Annotated in this window: 15 protein-coding genes; 8 read left to right on the top strand and 7 right to left on the bottom strand. The window is 68.9% G+C overall.

Going from position 1 to position 15,182, the window contains the following annotated elements; translation table 11 throughout:
- Positions 1-51: 51 nt before the first annotated feature.
- Both H0B43_RS29920 and H0B43_RS29915 read right to left on the bottom strand, forming a co-directional pair.
- A complete protein-coding gene (locus H0B43_RS29920) occupies positions 52-693 on the bottom strand; it encodes a CoA transferase subunit B (RefSeq protein ID WP_185724629.1) in 642 nt (213 codons plus the stop codon).
- Positions 690-1,439 (bottom strand): CoA transferase subunit A, encoded by a 750-nt coding sequence (locus H0B43_RS29915; RefSeq protein WP_185724630.1) that lies wholly within the window; start codon positions 1,437-1,439, stop codon positions 690-692. Before H0B43_RS29915 ends, H0B43_RS29920 begins: the two co-directional genes overlap by 4 nt.
- Before the next feature lie 152 nt (positions 1,440-1,591).
- On the opposite strand from H0B43_RS29915, the gene pcaH reads away from it, so the two are divergent.
- From pcaH to H0B43_RS29885, 6 genes are read left to right on the top strand one after another with little or no spacing between them, the layout of a single operon-like run.
- Positions 1,592-2,299: a protocatechuate 3,4-dioxygenase subunit beta gene (gene pcaH, locus H0B43_RS29910; protein WP_185724631.1), complete on the top strand. Its 708-nt coding sequence runs from the start codon at positions 1,592-1,594 to the stop codon at positions 2,297-2,299.
- Entirely contained in the window at positions 2,299-2,940 is a 642-nt protein-coding gene (pcaG, locus tag H0B43_RS29905) for a protocatechuate 3,4-dioxygenase subunit alpha (protein ID WP_185724632.1), read from the top strand. The genes pcaH and pcaG overlap by 1 nt, the downstream gene beginning before the upstream one ends.
- Before the next feature lie 28 nt (positions 2,941-2,968).
- Positions 2,969-4,315 (top strand): 3-carboxy-cis,cis-muconate cycloisomerase, encoded by a 1,347-nt coding sequence (gene pcaB / locus H0B43_RS29900; RefSeq protein WP_185724633.1) that lies wholly within the window; start codon positions 2,969-2,971, stop codon positions 4,313-4,315.
- Positions 4,312-5,505: a 3-oxoadipate enol-lactonase gene (pcaD, locus tag H0B43_RS29895; RefSeq protein WP_185724634.1), complete on the top strand. Its 1,194-nt coding sequence runs from the start codon at positions 4,312-4,314 to the stop codon at positions 5,503-5,505. Before pcaB ends, pcaD begins: the two co-directional genes overlap by 4 nt.
- Positions 5,502-6,299 carry an IclR family transcriptional regulator gene (locus tag H0B43_RS29890; RefSeq protein WP_185724635.1) on the top strand — a complete coding sequence of 266 codons (798 nt, stop codon included), beginning with the start codon at positions 5,502-5,504 and terminating at the stop codon, positions 6,297-6,299. Before pcaD ends, H0B43_RS29890 begins: the two co-directional genes overlap by 4 nt.
- Before the next feature lie 35 nt (positions 6,300-6,334).
- Complete coding sequence (locus tag H0B43_RS29885; protein WP_185729747.1) at positions 6,335-7,546, top strand: acetyl-CoA C-acetyltransferase; 1,212 nt, start codon at positions 6,335-6,337, stop codon at positions 7,544-7,546.
- Positions 7,547-7,567: 21 nt separating this feature from the next.
- Here the strand turns inward: H0B43_RS29885 and hutH are convergent, their stop codons facing one another.
- From hutH to H0B43_RS29870, 3 genes are read right to left on the bottom strand one after another with little or no spacing between them, the layout of a single operon-like run.
- On the bottom strand, positions 7,568-9,154 hold the full coding sequence (gene hutH / locus H0B43_RS29880) for a histidine ammonia-lyase (protein WP_185724636.1): 1,587 nt from the start codon (positions 9,152-9,154) through the stop codon (positions 7,568-7,570).
- Positions 9,151-10,359, bottom strand: coding sequence for an amidohydrolase (locus H0B43_RS29875; protein ID WP_185724637.1), 1,209 nt, complete (start codon positions 10,357-10,359; stop codon positions 9,151-9,153). Before H0B43_RS29875 ends, hutH begins: the two co-directional genes overlap by 4 nt.
- On the bottom strand, positions 10,356-11,741 hold the full coding sequence (locus tag H0B43_RS29870; protein WP_185724638.1) for an MFS transporter: 1,386 nt from the start codon (positions 11,739-11,741) through the stop codon (positions 10,356-10,358). Before H0B43_RS29870 ends, H0B43_RS29875 begins: the two co-directional genes overlap by 4 nt.
- A 141-nt stretch (positions 11,742-11,882) precedes the next feature.
- On the opposite strand from H0B43_RS29870, the gene H0B43_RS29865 reads away from it, so the two are divergent.
- Complete coding sequence (locus H0B43_RS29865; protein ID WP_185724639.1) at positions 11,883-12,902, top strand: Lrp/AsnC family transcriptional regulator; 1,020 nt, start codon at positions 11,883-11,885, stop codon at positions 12,900-12,902.
- A 9-nt stretch (positions 12,903-12,911) separates the two neighbouring features.
- Here the strand turns inward: H0B43_RS29865 and H0B43_RS29860 are convergent, their stop codons facing one another.
- Together H0B43_RS29860 and H0B43_RS29855 are read right to left on the bottom strand one after the other, a co-directional pair.
- Positions 12,912-13,403 carry a metallophosphoesterase gene (locus tag H0B43_RS29860; RefSeq protein ID WP_185729748.1) on the bottom strand — a complete coding sequence of 164 codons (492 nt, stop codon included), beginning with the start codon at positions 13,401-13,403 and terminating at the stop codon, positions 12,912-12,914.
- A 32-nt stretch (positions 13,404-13,435) separates the two neighbouring features.
- Positions 13,436-14,353 carry a shikimate dehydrogenase gene (locus H0B43_RS29855; protein WP_185724640.1) on the bottom strand — a complete coding sequence of 306 codons (918 nt, stop codon included), beginning with the start codon at positions 14,351-14,353 and terminating at the stop codon, positions 13,436-13,438.
- Between the two features lie 111 nt (positions 14,354-14,464).
- Here H0B43_RS29855 and H0B43_RS29850 point away from each other — a divergent pair, with 111 nt between their 5' ends.
- A complete protein-coding gene (locus tag H0B43_RS29850; RefSeq protein WP_185724641.1) occupies positions 14,465-15,142 on the top strand; it encodes a TetR family transcriptional regulator in 678 nt (225 codons plus the stop codon).
- The last annotated feature ends 40 nt before the right edge of the window (positions 15,143-15,182 follow it).

Raw genomic sequence — 15,182 nt, 5'->3', positions numbered from 1 at the left:
CAGAGGGTACGGGCCGACGGCGGCGACATACGGGACCGACGGGCGGTGGCGTCAGACGGTGGCGTCGACGAGGAGCTTCGCGCCGGTGGCCGCCTGGACGTCCTCGACGCTGTGTCCGGGCGCGGTCTCGACGAGCCGCAGGCCGTCGGGGGTGACGTCGATGACGGCGAGATCGGTGACGATCTTCTGGACGCAGCGCTTGCCGGTGTACGGCAGGGTGCACTCCTCGAGGATCTTGTGCTCACCCTTCTTGGTGACGTGATCCATCATCACGATGACCTTGCCCGCGCCGTGCACCAGGTCCATCGCGCCACCCATGCCCTTGACCATGGCTCCGGGGACCATCCAGTTGGACAGGTCGCCGTGGCTGCTGACCTGCATGGCACCGAGAACGGCCACGTCGACGCTGCCGCCGCGGATCATCGAGAACGAATCCGAGGAGGCGAAGAACGCGCCACCGGGAACGACGGTGATGGTCTCCTTGCCCGCATTGATGAGTTCGGGGTCGACCTCGTCGTCGGCCGGGTACGGCCCGACGCCGAGGATGCCGTTCTCCGAGTGCAGGATGACGTCCTTGCCCGCCGGGATGTGACCGGGAATCAGGGTCGGCATGCCGATCCCGAGGTTGACGTACTGCCCGTCCTCGAGTTCGGCCGCGACCCGGGCCGCCATCTCGTCACGCGTCCAGCTCATGCCCGCACCGTCCTGTTCTCGATTCCCGTGTCCTGCTTGCCGACCTCGACCACACGCTGGACGAAGATGCCGGGGGTGTGCACCTCCGCGGGGTCGATCTCGCCGGGCTCGACGAGGTATTCGACTTGCGCGATGGTGATGCGACCGGCGCCCGCGGCGTCCGGGTTGAAGTTGCGGGCCGTCTCGCGGTACACGAGGTTGCCGAGCCGATCGCCCTTCCACGCGTGGACCAGCGCGAAGTCGGTGCGGATTGCCCGTTCGAGGACGAAGGCCTCGCCGTCGAACTCGCGGGTCTCCTTCGGCTTGCTCGCCACCGCGATGCCACCCTGCCCGTCGTAGCGGATCGGGAGACCGCCGTCGGCGACCTGCGTCCCGACGCCGGCCGGGGTGTAGAAGGCGGGGATGCCCGCTCCTCCGGCGCGCATGCGCTCGGCCAGCGTGCCCTGCGGTGTGAGCTCGACCTCGAGCTCGCCGCTCAGGTACTGCCGCGCGAACTCCTTGTTGGCGCCGACGTACGAGCTGATGGTGCGCCGGATCCGGTGCTGCTCGAGGAGCAGACCCAGACCGAAACCGTCGGTGCCGCAGTTGTTGCTGACCGTCTCGAGGTCGGTCGCACCCTGCGCGAGAAGGGCGTTGATGAGGACCGAGGGAATACCGACGAGGCCGAAACCGCCCACCGCGAGGGAGGCTCCGTCGGGCACGTCGGCAACGGCCTCGGCCGCCGTTGCGAAGACTTTGTTGACCATGTGACCCAGGCTACCGCAAAATGTTCGAGTAGTGAACATCCATCCACATTGCGAACAAATTGCGCCCCGCCTGTTGGCCCGATCACAGAACACGACTACTATGTGCGAATAGCGGCCGACTGTTCACATCGAGAACGTGAGGATCTTCTTCCATGCTGCATCTGCCAGCCCACCACCAAGCCGGGCACGAAGCCAACGCCCCGCTGCTGTTCCCCGAGTACAAGACGACTCGGCTGCGCAGCCCCAAGAACGACCTGATCCTGATCCCGCAGCGACTGGGCGAGATCACCGGTCCGGTCTTCGGTGACGCGGACGTCGCCAAGGGCGAGAACGACATGACCCGCGCCAACGGCGGCGAGGCCCAGGGACAGCGCATCATCGTCCACGGCCGCGTCCTCGACAGCGCCGGAAAGCCCATCCCGGACACCCTCATCGAGGTGTGGCAGGCCAACGCCGGCGGCCGCTACCGCCACAAGAACGACTCCTGGCCCGCGCCGCTCGACCCCCACTTCAACGGTGTCGCCCGCTGCCTGACCGACAAGCAGGGTCACTACGAGTTCACGACCGTCAAGCCGGGTGCGTACCCGTGGGGCAACCACCACAACGCGTGGCGTCCCGCGCACATCCACTTCTCCCTGTTCGGTCAGGCGTTCACCCAGCGCCTGGTCACGCAGATGTACTTCCCCGACGACCCGTTCTTCTTCCAGGATCCGATCTACAACTCGGTGCCCGAAGCGGCACGCGAGCGGATGATCAGCACGTTCGACTACGACCAGACCCGCGAGAACTGGGCGGTCGGATTCAAGTTCGACATCGTCCTGCGCGGTCAGGACGCCACCCCGTTCGAGGAGGGCCACTGATGATCGACACCCAGAACCCCGAGGCCCCGCGGTACCCGGTCTTCGCCAAGAGTCAGGACGAGGTGCCGTTCGGCGTCACCCCGTCGCAGACCGTCGGCCCGTACGTCCACATCGGCCTGTACCCCACGTGGGAGAACAGCGGCAACACTGTCCCCGAGGACGCACCGGGCCGAATCACCGTGTCCTTCACCGTCATCGACGGGGCCGGACAGCCGATCGGTGACGCGATGATCGAGACCTGGCAGGCAGACGCCGCGGGCCGTTTCGACAGCCCGACCGATCCCCGCGGTGCCGCCGAGGCGACCCCCGCCGGATTCCGCAGCCTGGCACGCGTGTTCGCCGACGAGACCGGCACGATCGTGGTGCACACCGTCAAGCCCGGCACTCTTCCCGCCGAGAACGGCGCAGTCGAGGCCCCGCACATCAACGTCGGATTGTTTGCCCGCGGCATGCTCGAGCGCCTCTACACCCGGCTCTACTTCCCCGAGGACACGGATGCCCACGCGTCGGACCCCGTGCTGTCCGCCGTCCCGGAAGCCGACCGCCCCAAGCTGATCGCCGAGAAGACCGATCGCGGATATCACTTGACGATCCACGTGCAGAATACGGACGGACGGGAAACCCCGTTCTTCGCTCTGTAGCAGGCCGCAAACCAGAAAGGTGTCGCGTGTGAACTCTCCGGAGCCTTCCCGGGGTGCCCTGTTCGATCCGACGTTCGGTGCCGGCGAGCTGTCGGCACTGCTCTCCGACCGGGCGTGGGTCACCGCGATGGTCGAGGTCGAGGGGGCACTGGCCCGGGCGGAGGCGAAATGCGACGTCATCCCCGCCGCGTCCGCCGACGCGATCTCGTCCGTGTTCGCGCGCATCGTCGCCGAGGACTCGGTGGACGTCGGAGCCCTCGGCGAGGCGGCCGCCGCGGGCGGCAACCCCGTGATCCCGCTGGTGACACTGCTCCGCGGCGAGGTGGCCGGTGCCGGCGTGCCCGGTAGCCACGTCCACAAGGGCGCCACGAGTCAGGACATTCTCGACACCGCCCTGATGCTGCTGTGCCGTCGGTCGGGCGCGCACGTGCTGGCATCCCTCGACGAGGCGGCGCTCTGCGCCGAGGCGCTCGCCCGGGCCCAGCGCGGCACCCCGATCGCCGGCCGCACGCTCGGCCAGCAGGCCCTCCCCACCACGTTCGGCGTGCTCGCCGCCGGGTGGATGACCGCGCTGCACAGGGCTTCTCGCGCGGTGTTCGACGCATTCGACGCCCTCCCCGTCCAGCTGGGGGGCGCCGCCGGAACGTCCGCGGCGCTCTACCCGCGCGGTCTCGACGTCGCCGACGTGCTCGCCGACGAACTCGGCCTGGCCCGTCAGGACGTGCCCTGGCACACCGACCGCACGCGCATCGCGTTGCTCGCGTCGGCGCTCGGAACGGCCGCGGGAGCGGTGTCGAAGATCGCCACCGACATCGTGTTCCTGTCCGCGACCGAGGTCGGCGAGGTGAGCGAAGGGACGCCCGGCGGTTCGTCGGCCATGCCGCACAAGCGCAATCCGGTGGCCGCCATCGCGGCCCGCGCGGCGGCACGGCGCGTCCCCGGACTCGTCGCGACGATCCTCGGTTCGATGGATCACGAGCAGCAGCGCGCCGCCGGTGCCTGGCATGCCGAATGGGAAACCCTCACGGACCTGCTGCGTCTCACCGGCGGGGCGGTCGCCCGGATCACAGATTCACTCGGCGGACTGAACGTCCACCCGGACGCGATGGCCCGCAACCTCGACGTCACCGGAGGCCTGCTCCTCGCCGAACGGGTCACCGGCGCTCTCTCCACCCGCACCGACGACGCGCGTGACCTCGTCACCGCCGCGTGCCGGAGCGGTCATCCCCTCGACGAGGATCCCGGGCTCCTCGAGTACCTGCAGGCGGACGAGATCCGCGCCCTGCTCGACCCCGCCGGATACCTCGGCCACGCTCACGACATCGTCGACCGCGCACTGGACACAGTGACCCGCGGCCGGGAAGGAACGCGATGACAGTCGCACTCGCACACGAAATCTCCGGACCCCGAAACGGCGCGGCCGACGCCCCCGTGGTGGTTCTGCTCGGATCACTCGGATCCAACCGCTCCATGTGGGACCCGCAGATCGCGGCGTTGTCCGACGAATGCCGTGTCGTCGCAGTCGATCAGCGCGGCCACGGCAAGTCGCCGGCCCCGGACGGGCCCTATTCCGTCCGCGACCTGTCCGAGGACGTCCTCGCCCTGCTCGACACGCTCGGAGTCGACGCCGCCCACTTCGTCGGACTATCCATGGGCGGGGCGATCGCCCAGTGGCTGGGCGCGCACGCACCGCGGCGGGTGTTGTCGCTGTCGCTGCTGTGCACCGCCGCGAAGTTCGGCGAACCGCAGGCGTGGATCGAGCGGGCGGCCGCGTCACGCACCGACGGCCCCGAGTCACTCGCGGACGCGGTCGTCGCACGCTGGTTCAGCGAGGGGCTCGCGAAGCGCGACCCGGAATTCGTCCGGCACTACCGCGAGATGATCGCGTCCACGTCGCCCGAGGGATACGCCGCCTGCTGCGAGGCTCTCGCCGACTGGGACTTCACCGCCGACCTCTCCCGCATCAGCGCACCGACACTGGTGATCGCGGGCGAGGAGGATCCGTCCACCCCGCCGTCGGTCATGCAGGTCCTCGCGGACGGCATCACCGGCGCCCGGTTCGAGGTGCTCTCCCCCGCCGCCCACGTCGCGAACCTCGAACAGGCGGGCGCCGTCACGGCGCTGCTGCGCGAACACGTCGCCGGCGGCGGGTACGCGCGCGGACGCCGCGCCGCGCACGCCCAGGGAATGACGGTGCGCCGCTCGGTGCTCGGCGATGCCCACGTGGACCGCTCCGTCGCGGGGACCACCGACTTCACGGCACCGTTCCAGGACTTCATCACCCGCACCGCGTGGGGTGACATCTGGTCGCGCCCCGGACTGGACCACGAGATGCGACGGCTGCTCACGATCGCCGTCCTCACCGCAGTCGGCAACGAGCACGAACTCGACATGCACATCCGGGCGGCGCTGCGTGCGGGAGTCGCCGCCGACACCATCGGCGAGGTGCTCCTCCACACCGCCGTCTACGCCGGAGTGCCCAACAGCAATCTCGGATTCGCGCTCGGCAAGCAGGCCCTCGCCGACCTGGCCGCCGACCCGACAGTGAAGGATGCGCAGACATGACCGCAACCGAACCGTCGGAGAAAATCCTCCCGTCCCCCGACTACGTGCAGTCGCTGGCCCGGGGCCTCGCCGTGATCCGCTGCTTCGACCACCAGAATCAGCGGCGCACGCTCAGTGACGTCGCCCGCGCCACCGACCTCACCCGCGCCACCGCACGCCGGTTCCTGCTCACCCTCGTCGAACTCGGCTACGTGGCCACGGACGGTTCCGCGTTCTGGCTCACCCCGCGCGTTCTCGAACTCGGGTACAGCTACCTGTCGAGCCTGTCGCTGCCGGAGGTCGCGCAGCCGCACCTGGAGAAGCTCAGCCACAAGGTGCACGAGTCGTCGTCGGTGTCGATCCTCGACGGCGCCGACATCGTGTACGTCGCCCGTGTGCCCGTCAGCCGGATCATGACGGTGGGCATCACCATCGGCACCCGGCTTCCCGCCTACGCCACGTCCATGGGACGGGTCCTGCTCGCCGGCCTGGCCGACGACGCGCTCGACGAGTACCTCGAGAAGCTCGACATCCAGCGGCTCACCGAGCGCACGATCACCGCCCGCGACGAACTGAAAGCGGCGATTCTCGCGGTGCGCGCGGACGGCATCTGCGTTCTCGACCAGGAGCTCGAGGCGGGCCTGCGGTCGATGGCCGCGCCGATCCGCAACGCGTCCGGGCTCACCGTCGCGGCGGTGAACATCTCCACTCCGGCCGCGCGGTACCGGCTGGAGGATCTGCATTCCGATCTCATCCCGTCGCTGCGGGTCACCGCAACCGACATCGAACAGGACCTCGCCACCGTCAATCGCTGACGCTGGGACGAGGAATCTTCATGAAAGGTCTTTCCATGCGTGACGTCGTCATCTGCGAGCCCCTGCGAACGCCGGTCGGGCGCTTCGGCGGAGTGTTCAAGGACATCACCCCTCAGAGCCTCGCCGCCACGGTCATCACGGCGCTCGTCGAGCGCACCGGCATCGCGGGCAGCCAGATCGACGACGTCATCCTGGGCCAGGCGTCCCCGGGCGGAGAGGCCCCGGCCATCGGCCGGATCGCCGCGCTCGACGCCGGACTGGGCATCGACGTCCCGGGCATGCAGGTGGATCGCCGTTGCGGATCCGGACTGCAGGCCGTCATCACGGCCGTGCTGCAGGTGGCGTCCGGCGGCAACGACCTCGTCCTCGCCGGCGGCGCCGAATCCATGAGCCAGGCCGAGTTCTACACCAACCCGAACATCCGCTGGGGCGTCAAGGGCGAAGGGGTGCAGCTCGCAGACCGGCTCGCCCGCGCTCGCGTCACCGCGGGCGGCGCGAACTTCCCCGTGCCCGGCGGCATGATCGAGACCGCCGAGAACCTGCGCGCCGAGTTCGACATCAGCCGGGAGGACCAGGACGCGCTCGCCGTGCAGTCGCACCAGCGTGCCGTCGCCGCGCAGGAGTCGGGACGCTTCGCCGAGGAGATCGTCGGAGTGACGGTGCCGCAACGCAAGTCGGACCCGCTCGTCGTCGACAGGGACGAGCATCCGCGCGCCGACACCACCGTGGAGTCGCTGTCCAAGCTCCGGGCCATCCGCTCGAAGATCGATTCCGCCTCCACCGTCACCGCCGGCAACGCCAGCGGCCAGAACGACGGCGCCGCCGTGTGCATCGTGACGACCGCCGAGAAGGCGAAGGAGCTGGGGCTGAAACCCCTCGCCCGCATGGCGTCCTGGGCCGTGGCCGGCGTCCCGCCGCGCACCATGGGCATCGGTCCGGTACCCGCGACGGCGAAGGCCCTCGGTCAGCTCGGACTGTCGCTGTCCGACATGGGTGTCATCGAACTGAACGAGGCCTTCGCCGCGCAGACCCTCGCCGTGCTCCGCAGCTGGGACCTCGATCCCACCGACGAGCGCCTCAACCCCAACGGTTCCGGCATCTCCCTCGGCCACCCCGTCGGCGCCACCGGTGGTCGCATTCTCGCCACCCTGCTGCGAGAAATGGATCGCCGTGAGTCCCGCTACGGGCTCGAGACCATGTGCATCGGCGGCGGCCAAGGATTGGCCGCGGTGTTCGAACGGGTCTGACGCAGCAACGCGGGTCTGTCGTCAGGCCAGCGCACCCACGGCACTCTCCGCGGCTTCGAGCAACCTGCCCGAGGCCGCGAGGGTGACCGCGGCCTCGATCTCCGGCGCAAGGTGACGGTCGGTCCCCGGTCCGCCGACGTGCTCGCGGATCGTCGCCCGCACCGCACCCGTCGCGGGTGACGGTGCGAGGGGGGCCCGCAGATCCAGCGCGCGAGCCGCCGTCAACGCCTCGATGGCGAGAACCCGGGTGAGCCCGTCGATCGCCCGCCGCAACTTCCGGGCCGCGGACCACCCCATCGACACGTGATCCTCCTGCATCGCCGACGACGGAATCGAATCCACACTCGCCGGCGCCGCCAGCCGCTTCAGCTCGGACACGATCGCCGCCTGCGTGTACTGCGCGATCATGTGCCCACTGTCCACCCCCGGATCATCCGCCAGAAACGGCGGCAACCCGTGACTGCGCGCCACATCCAGGAACCGGTCGGTGCGACGCTCACTCATGCTCGCCACATCCGCGACCACGATCGCCAGAAAATCCAGCACATACGCCACCGGCGCCCCGTGAAAGTTGCCGTTCGACTCCACCCGACCGTCCACCGTCACCACCGGGTTGTCGACCGCACTCGCCAACTCCCAGCCCGCCACCCGCTCCGCGTGCGCGAGGGTGTCCCGCGCCGCGCCCGCGACCTGCGGGGCACACCGCAGCGAGTACGCGTCCTGCACGACCGTGCAACTCGGGTTGGCATGGCTTTGCACGATCTCCGAGCCCGCCAGCAACCGGACCATGTTCGCCGCCGCCGCCGCCTGCCCGGGGTGGGGCCGCAGCGCCTGCAGCTCCGCGGCGAACACCTTGTCGGTGCCGAGCAACCCCTCCACGCTCATCGACGCCGTCACATCGGCCAGCGACAGCAACCGACGCAGATCGTGACACGCCAGCACCAGCATCCCGAGCATGCCGTCGGTGCCGTTGATCAGCGCCAACCCCTCCTTCTCCGCCAACACCACCGGCGCGATCCCGGCGGCGGACAACGCCGCCCCGGCCGGCACCAGTTCGCCGTCCGCGTCCCGGACCGTGCCCTCGCCGATCACCGCGAGCGCCACATGCGCCAACGGCGCCAGATCACCCGAACACCCCAGGCTGCCGAACTCGTGCACCACCGGCGTGATCCCCGACGACAACAACGACGCATACACCTGCGCCACCTCCGGCCGCACCCCGGTCCGGCCCGTCGCCAGCGTCGACAACCGCAACAACATCAACGCCCGCACCACCTCCCGCTCCACCTCCGGACCACTGCCGGCGGCATGCGAACGGATCAGGCTGCGCTGCAACTGCGCCCGCCGCGCCCAGGGAATGTGCCGGGTCGCGAGCGCCCCGAAACCCGTCGACACCCCATACACCGGCCTCGGGTCCCCCGCCAACGCCTCGATGCGCCCGCGGGACTCGCTCATCGCGCGTAGCGCCTCCTCGGACAGCGTCACTCCGGCGCCTCCGCGTGCGACGCTGAGCACGTCCTCCGGTGTGACGGCTCCGACGCCGACCACGACCGTCCTCCCCGCTCGTGCATCTTCTTTCCCTTGCCGTGCAACGGCTTCGGTGCTCATACTGTCTCGTCCCTTCGGTGGTGGAGATTATGGATGCGTTCGAGCAGCCGGGTGCGCTCGTGTCGATCGAGGGCAAGTTCCGCGCCGACGAGTGCCATCGCGATCGCCCCGTCCCGTACCGCGTCGTCGGCGGACGTGGACGTGCCGTGTGACGCGAACTCGGCCGTGTGGTGTGCGGCGTCGCCGACGTCGTACCCGATGGTCGGGTGAATGACGGGCAGGACCTGGGAGACGTTTCCCATGTCGGTCGACGCGATGTGGTCACCCGCCCGGGACAGTGTGGTCCGGCCTCGGGTGCCGAGCGCCCGGGAGTATGCGAGCGTCATGAATTCGTCCTGCCGCAGTTCGGCGAAATCCTCGCCGCAGGGTGTGATGGTGACGTCCGTGCCCGTGGCGAGCGCACCCGCCTCGAGGCACGCCCGGACTCTCGACTGCACCTGCCGCAGGGCGGTCGTCGATGTCGCGCGGATCTCGGCCGTCACTCGCGCATTCGACGGAATGACATTGCAGGCCTGACCGCCGTCGGTGACGATGATCGAGACGACGACGCCGGGCTCGAGTTGCTGACGTAGTAGTCCTATGGCGTTGTACGCCACCGCTACCGCGTCGAGCGCATTGGCGCCCAGCCACGGAGCGGTCGCGGCGTGTGAGGACCGCCCGCGGTACTCGGCCGTCCATTGGCTCATCGCCAGGGAGGATCCGCCTACCTCGTCCCGCCCGCCCGCATGCACCATCATGGCGGCGGCGACATCGTCGAAGACGCCGGCCCTCAGGAGGAGGGCCTTTCCACCACCGGCTTCCTCGGCGGGAGTTCCCACGAGTTTGACCCGGACGTCGAGGGCGTCCGCAACGTCCGCCAACGCGATCGCCGCACCCACCGCGGCGGCGCCGTTGACGTTGTGTCCGCATGCATGGCCGATCCCCGGAAGCGCGTCGTATTCGGCGCAGAAGCCGAGCGTGAGGTCGCCGGTGCCTTTCGTCGCGACGAACGCGGTGGGAAGGCCCCCAGCGCCCGTCTTCGTGTCGAACCCGGCACCGGCCGCGAGATCGACGATCTTGGCGACCGATCGATATTCCTCGAAGGCCGGTTCCGGTTCGTGGTGGAGGCTGTGGCTCAGTGAGATCAATGCGCTCGACCATCGACCGACGGCGGCCTCGATCTTCGCCGCCACATCCGCTGGGACAAGCGTCCCCGTATTCGTCATGAGAGGGTCACTCCCGTCCGGTAGCACAGTCCGAGGCCGGCCCCGACGAGGGCGACCACTGCGCACACGCACCACAGCCACACGTAGGACTGCAGTGTCACTCCCGCGGAAGTGCTGGTCGCGGACAGGATCGCGCCGACGGTGGCCGCTCCGATCGCCGCACCCATCGAGAGAGCGAGTTCGTTGATCCCCGCGGCCATGGCGGTCTCGCGGTCGGGGACCGATTCGATGCACAGGGCGCGCGTCGACGCCTGATAGCCACCGAAGCCGATACCGAGCAACGCGATGGCGGCGAGATAGTGAAGCGCCGTCGAGTGCCAGAGGAGCAGACTGCCGTACGAGGCGGCGATCAGCGCCCCCGACAGGGCAAGGGTGTGTCGTTCACCGAGTCTGCGCAGCATCGTCGCGGTGAACAGTGAACTGGCCAGGGCGAACACGTTGAGAGCAAGCGCGACGAGCGCAATCAGGAGAGGCCCGTAGGAGAACCCGAATCCGCTGTCGCCGGGCGACGACCCGAGGAAGACCGCATTCGCCCCGAAGAAGCCGATCGTCGAGAAGGCCAGACAGAACGTGACCCCGGAGACGACGGCCACAGGTGGGTGGACGAGCATGCGGAGATCCACCATCGGGAACTTCGCGCGCGAGTCGACACCGATCCATGCGGCGAGCCCGACGGCACCCAGAGACATCGACCCGATCGTCGCCCCCGATGTCCATCCCCAGTCCGCACCCAGTGACAGCGCTGCCACCACGCCGGCCAGACCGATCGAGAGCAGGACGAAGGACCCGACGGGGATGCGGCCACCCGGCCGTGGGGCACCGTCGGGAAGGACGATGCCGGCGATCACGGCCAGGACCGCGACGGGTACCGCGACCCACAGCCCGAGTGTCGCCGACCGTTCACCGAGGGAGCCGGAGACGACACCGCCGATGCCTACCGCCGCGGTGAGGACGCCGACCAGGAGGCCGACTCCGGTGCGGCGACTCGCCGGCGCCTGGTGTCGCAAGATCCCGATCAGCAGTGGCATGAAACCCACGACCGCACCCTGGAGCACGACACCGACCGAGATCGTCGGCACGGTCGGCCAGATCGCCATCATCAGGGACCCGGCCGCGACGAGCGCAATGGAGAGGCGGAGAAAGCGGCGGTAGCCGAACGAGTCGCCCAGTTTGGCGAGTAGCGGTGTCCAGATCGCGAAGGCCAACTGGGACAGCAGATAGATCCTGGTCTGTCCCGAGGCCGTGATCTGCAGGCTGTCGCCGAGCGCAGGCAGCAGTGGTGTGAGATAGCCCTGGGTGACGCCGCTGAGCAGCTCGACGGTGGCCATCGAGCCCAGAAGTGCCCCGACGGGGAGTTGCCTGCCCCTCAGGTCCTCACCCACAACCGATATTGTTCGCATCCTCGACCTCGACTTCGCTGTGCCTGGTTGCCCAGGTTGCGCACCTGCGCTGCGACTACTTTCGGTGGCCCACCTCACTAACCTCGGAGGATGACCGATTTCTGACAGGAGAGGCTTTGCACAATGCCGGATGTAACGCCAGAGGTGGCAACAGAGCTCGATCTCACCATCACCGATGCTCTCCAGCTGAACCCGCGAGTCGATTGGGCGGAGCTGGCTCAGACGCTCGGGCACACACCGAAGACGTTGGCGAGACGGTGGAAGCTGCTGACCGAACGCGGTTCGGCGTGGGTTGCCGTGGTTCCCGGCCCCGCATTCGTCCGCCAGGGTTGTGCCACATTCCTGGCCGTCCACTGCCGACCGCAGGCGAAGCGCGACGTCGCCCGCGCCCTGGTCGCCGAACCGGCGGTGGCGACCGTGTCCAGCACGACGGGCGCCGCGGACTTCCTTCTCGACGTATTCGTTCCCGGCATCGCCGATCTCGCCCGGCTTCTCGACGAGCAGATCGAACGAATCGACGGCATCACGGCGGTGACGTCGATGGTCGCGCTGACCACCTACCGGGAGGGATCGCGATGGCGGGTCCAGGCCCTGGACCTGGACCAGTCCACTCGCCTGGTGCGGCCGACCGCCTCCCCCCGCCGGACACCGCTGTCCTCGCTCGACGACCTCGACCGGGCGCTGCTTCGGGTCCTGGCCACCGACGGCCGGCAATCGTGGACCGATCTCGCGGCGCGGTGCGGGACCACCGGGCCGACGGCGCGCCGCCGAGTCGAGAGAATGACGGACTCGGGCCGCGTCGCCCTGCGGTGCGAGGGAGCCCCGGAACTTATCGGGCCCATCGTGCCGACGACATTCATGATGACCGTTCCGCCGGGCGAGCTGAACACGGCGGGAAACCTGTTGGGCCGCGTGCCCCGATGTCGGGTCGTCGAGGCTGTCACGGGAACATCGACGATCGTCGCCACGATGTGGTTTCGGACGGCCGCCGAGATCGCGCCGTTCGAGGCGGGCCTCACGCGCGAACTCCCGTCACTCACGATCACGGACAGGTTCATCTGCCTGCACACGTACAAGAGGGGCGGGCACGTGCTCGACTCCCTCGGCCGCACCACGGGCGTGATCCCGCTGACGGCCTACTGACGGGGTCCGTCACAACCGGTGCAACTCGACGTCGACGAGTTCCCCGTCGCTGGCGGTGGCGGTCATGTAGGTGCAGTGCGGCTGGCGCCGTCGATCCGTCGGCGAACCCGGGTTCAGCAGTCGCAGACCGGATTCCGTGGTGGTGTCCCACGGGATGTGACTGTGCCCGAAGATCAGGACGTCGGTGTCGGGATAGGCGGCGGACATCCGTTTCTCCCGGCCCGCGGAAGCCCCGGTCTCGTGCACGACGGTGATGCGCACCCCGGCCAGGGTCACGTCGGCCCGCTCGGGCATCAGGGCGCGCAGGTCGTCGCCGTCGTTGTTGCCCCAGCAGGCCACGAGCCGCGCCGATCGCGCCCGCAGGGCCTCGAACGTGGGGAGGTCGACCCAGTCGCCGGCGTGGATCACCACGTCGGCGCGGTCGACCACGTCCCACACCCGGTCGGGCAGGTCGCGCGCCCGTTTCGGGACGTGAGTGTCGGCCAGCAGCAATAACTTCACCATCACAGTGTCCGCCACGAGACGGGTGTGGCCTAGGCTCCCGCGAGCGCGGCGGCGTCCTCCGCCTGCAGGAGCAGACCCATGTGCTCACGCATCCGGTGAGCGTCGGGCTCGAGGCCGGTGAAGATCCGGAAGGAGTCGACCGCCTGACCGATGGTCATGCCGATTCCACTGAGGGTCTGGGCGCCGATCTCTCGGGCGCGGCGCAGGAGTTCGGTTTCGGCCGGCCGGTAGACGACGTCCGCGACCCACAGGTCGGGGCGCAGCAGTGCGGCGTCGAGTGCCATGCCGGGGTGGGCCGCCATGCCGATCGGCGTCGCGTGGATGAGTCCCTGCGCCGCGCCGACCGCGGCGGGAACCGCCGAGAGGTCGCCGGACTCTACGTCCCGGTCCGGGAACTGCTCGGCGAGCGAGTCGCGCAGATCCTTCGAGCGCGTGGCGTCCGCGTCGATGATCGTGAAGTGCCCGACTCCGCGGGTGAGAGCCGCGTAGGCCACCGCCGCGCCGGCCCCACCGGCACCGAGCTGCACGACGCGGTTCATGGGCGCGCCTTCGAGGCCCTCGTCCATGTTCCGTGCGAACCCGGACCAGTCGGTGTTGTGGCCGATCAGGCGCCCGCCGTCGATGTGGACCGTGTTGACCGCGCCGAGCCTGCGGGCGTCGTCGGAGAGGTCGTCGAGCAGCGGAATGATCGCCTGCTTGCACGGGTGGGTGATGTTGAGCCCGTTGAATCCGAGCAGCTTGGCGGCGGTGAGGAGCTGCGGCAGTCCCTCGACGCCCATTCCCATCGTGTCGAGGTCGAGGATCCGGTAGACGTACCCGACGTCCTGCGCGCGACCCTCGGCCTCGTGGAGCGGCGGGGTGAGCGATTTCGAGATCCCGGTGCCGATGAGCCCGCACAGGTACGACGGGCGAGCGGCGAGGGGGGCGTCGAGGTCACGAGAGGTCATGGCGGTCACTTCCGGGAGGGGGCTTCAAGTTAATTAACTATCTAGTGAGTTATGTCACGGTAGCATACCTCCATACCGCGCGGAAGACACGCACAGGCAGGAGATCCACCGATGACACGAAGCGAGACGACGGGCGCCACCTCCGAGAAGGAGACGGTCAAACGGACGCGCAATCCCGAGAAGACGCGGGAGAACATCCTGCGGGTGGCGATGACGGAGTTCGCCGACAAGGGCCTGACCGGGGCGCGCATCGACGAGATCGCGGCCAAGACCGCAACCACGAAGCGGATGCTCTACTACTACTTCGGCGACAAGGACGGCCTGTACCGGGCGGTTCTGCAGCGCGCCTATGAGGAGATCCGATACGAGGAGTCCCAGCTCGACGTCGACCACCTCGAACCGACCGAGGCGATCCGCGCGCTGGCCGAGCTGACGTTCGACCATCACGAGGCGCACCCGGACTTCATCCGACTGGTCGCGATCGAGAACACGAATCGGGGCGTCAACCTCGTCCAGGCCGAGGGGCTTCCCGAGACGCAGGCGCCGGCGATCCGCACGCTCGAGCGGATTCTCCAGCGAGGACAGGAGGCGGGCATCTTCCGCACCGACACGACGGCGCTGGACATCCACATGCTCATCAGCTCGTACTGCGTCTTCCGGGTGGCGAATCGGTACACGTTCAAGGCGCTGTTCGACTGGGATCTGACCGGCGCGGAGAACCGTCCCCACCTGCGCGCGATGATCGGCGACGTCGTCCTGGCCTACCTGCAGCAGCCCGGAAAAGTATGAACTAACTATTTCGACCATTATTGACGTGAGGCTGTGACCT

Source organism: Rhodococcus sp. 4CII (genome assembly GCF_014256275.1).
Classification (GTDB): domain Bacteria; phylum Actinomycetota; class Actinomycetes; order Mycobacteriales; family Mycobacteriaceae; genus Rhodococcus_F; species Rhodococcus_F wratislaviensis_A.
The sequence above is the reverse complement of the archived record's forward strand: the minus strand, read 5'-3'. Positions and strand labels throughout refer to the sequence as shown.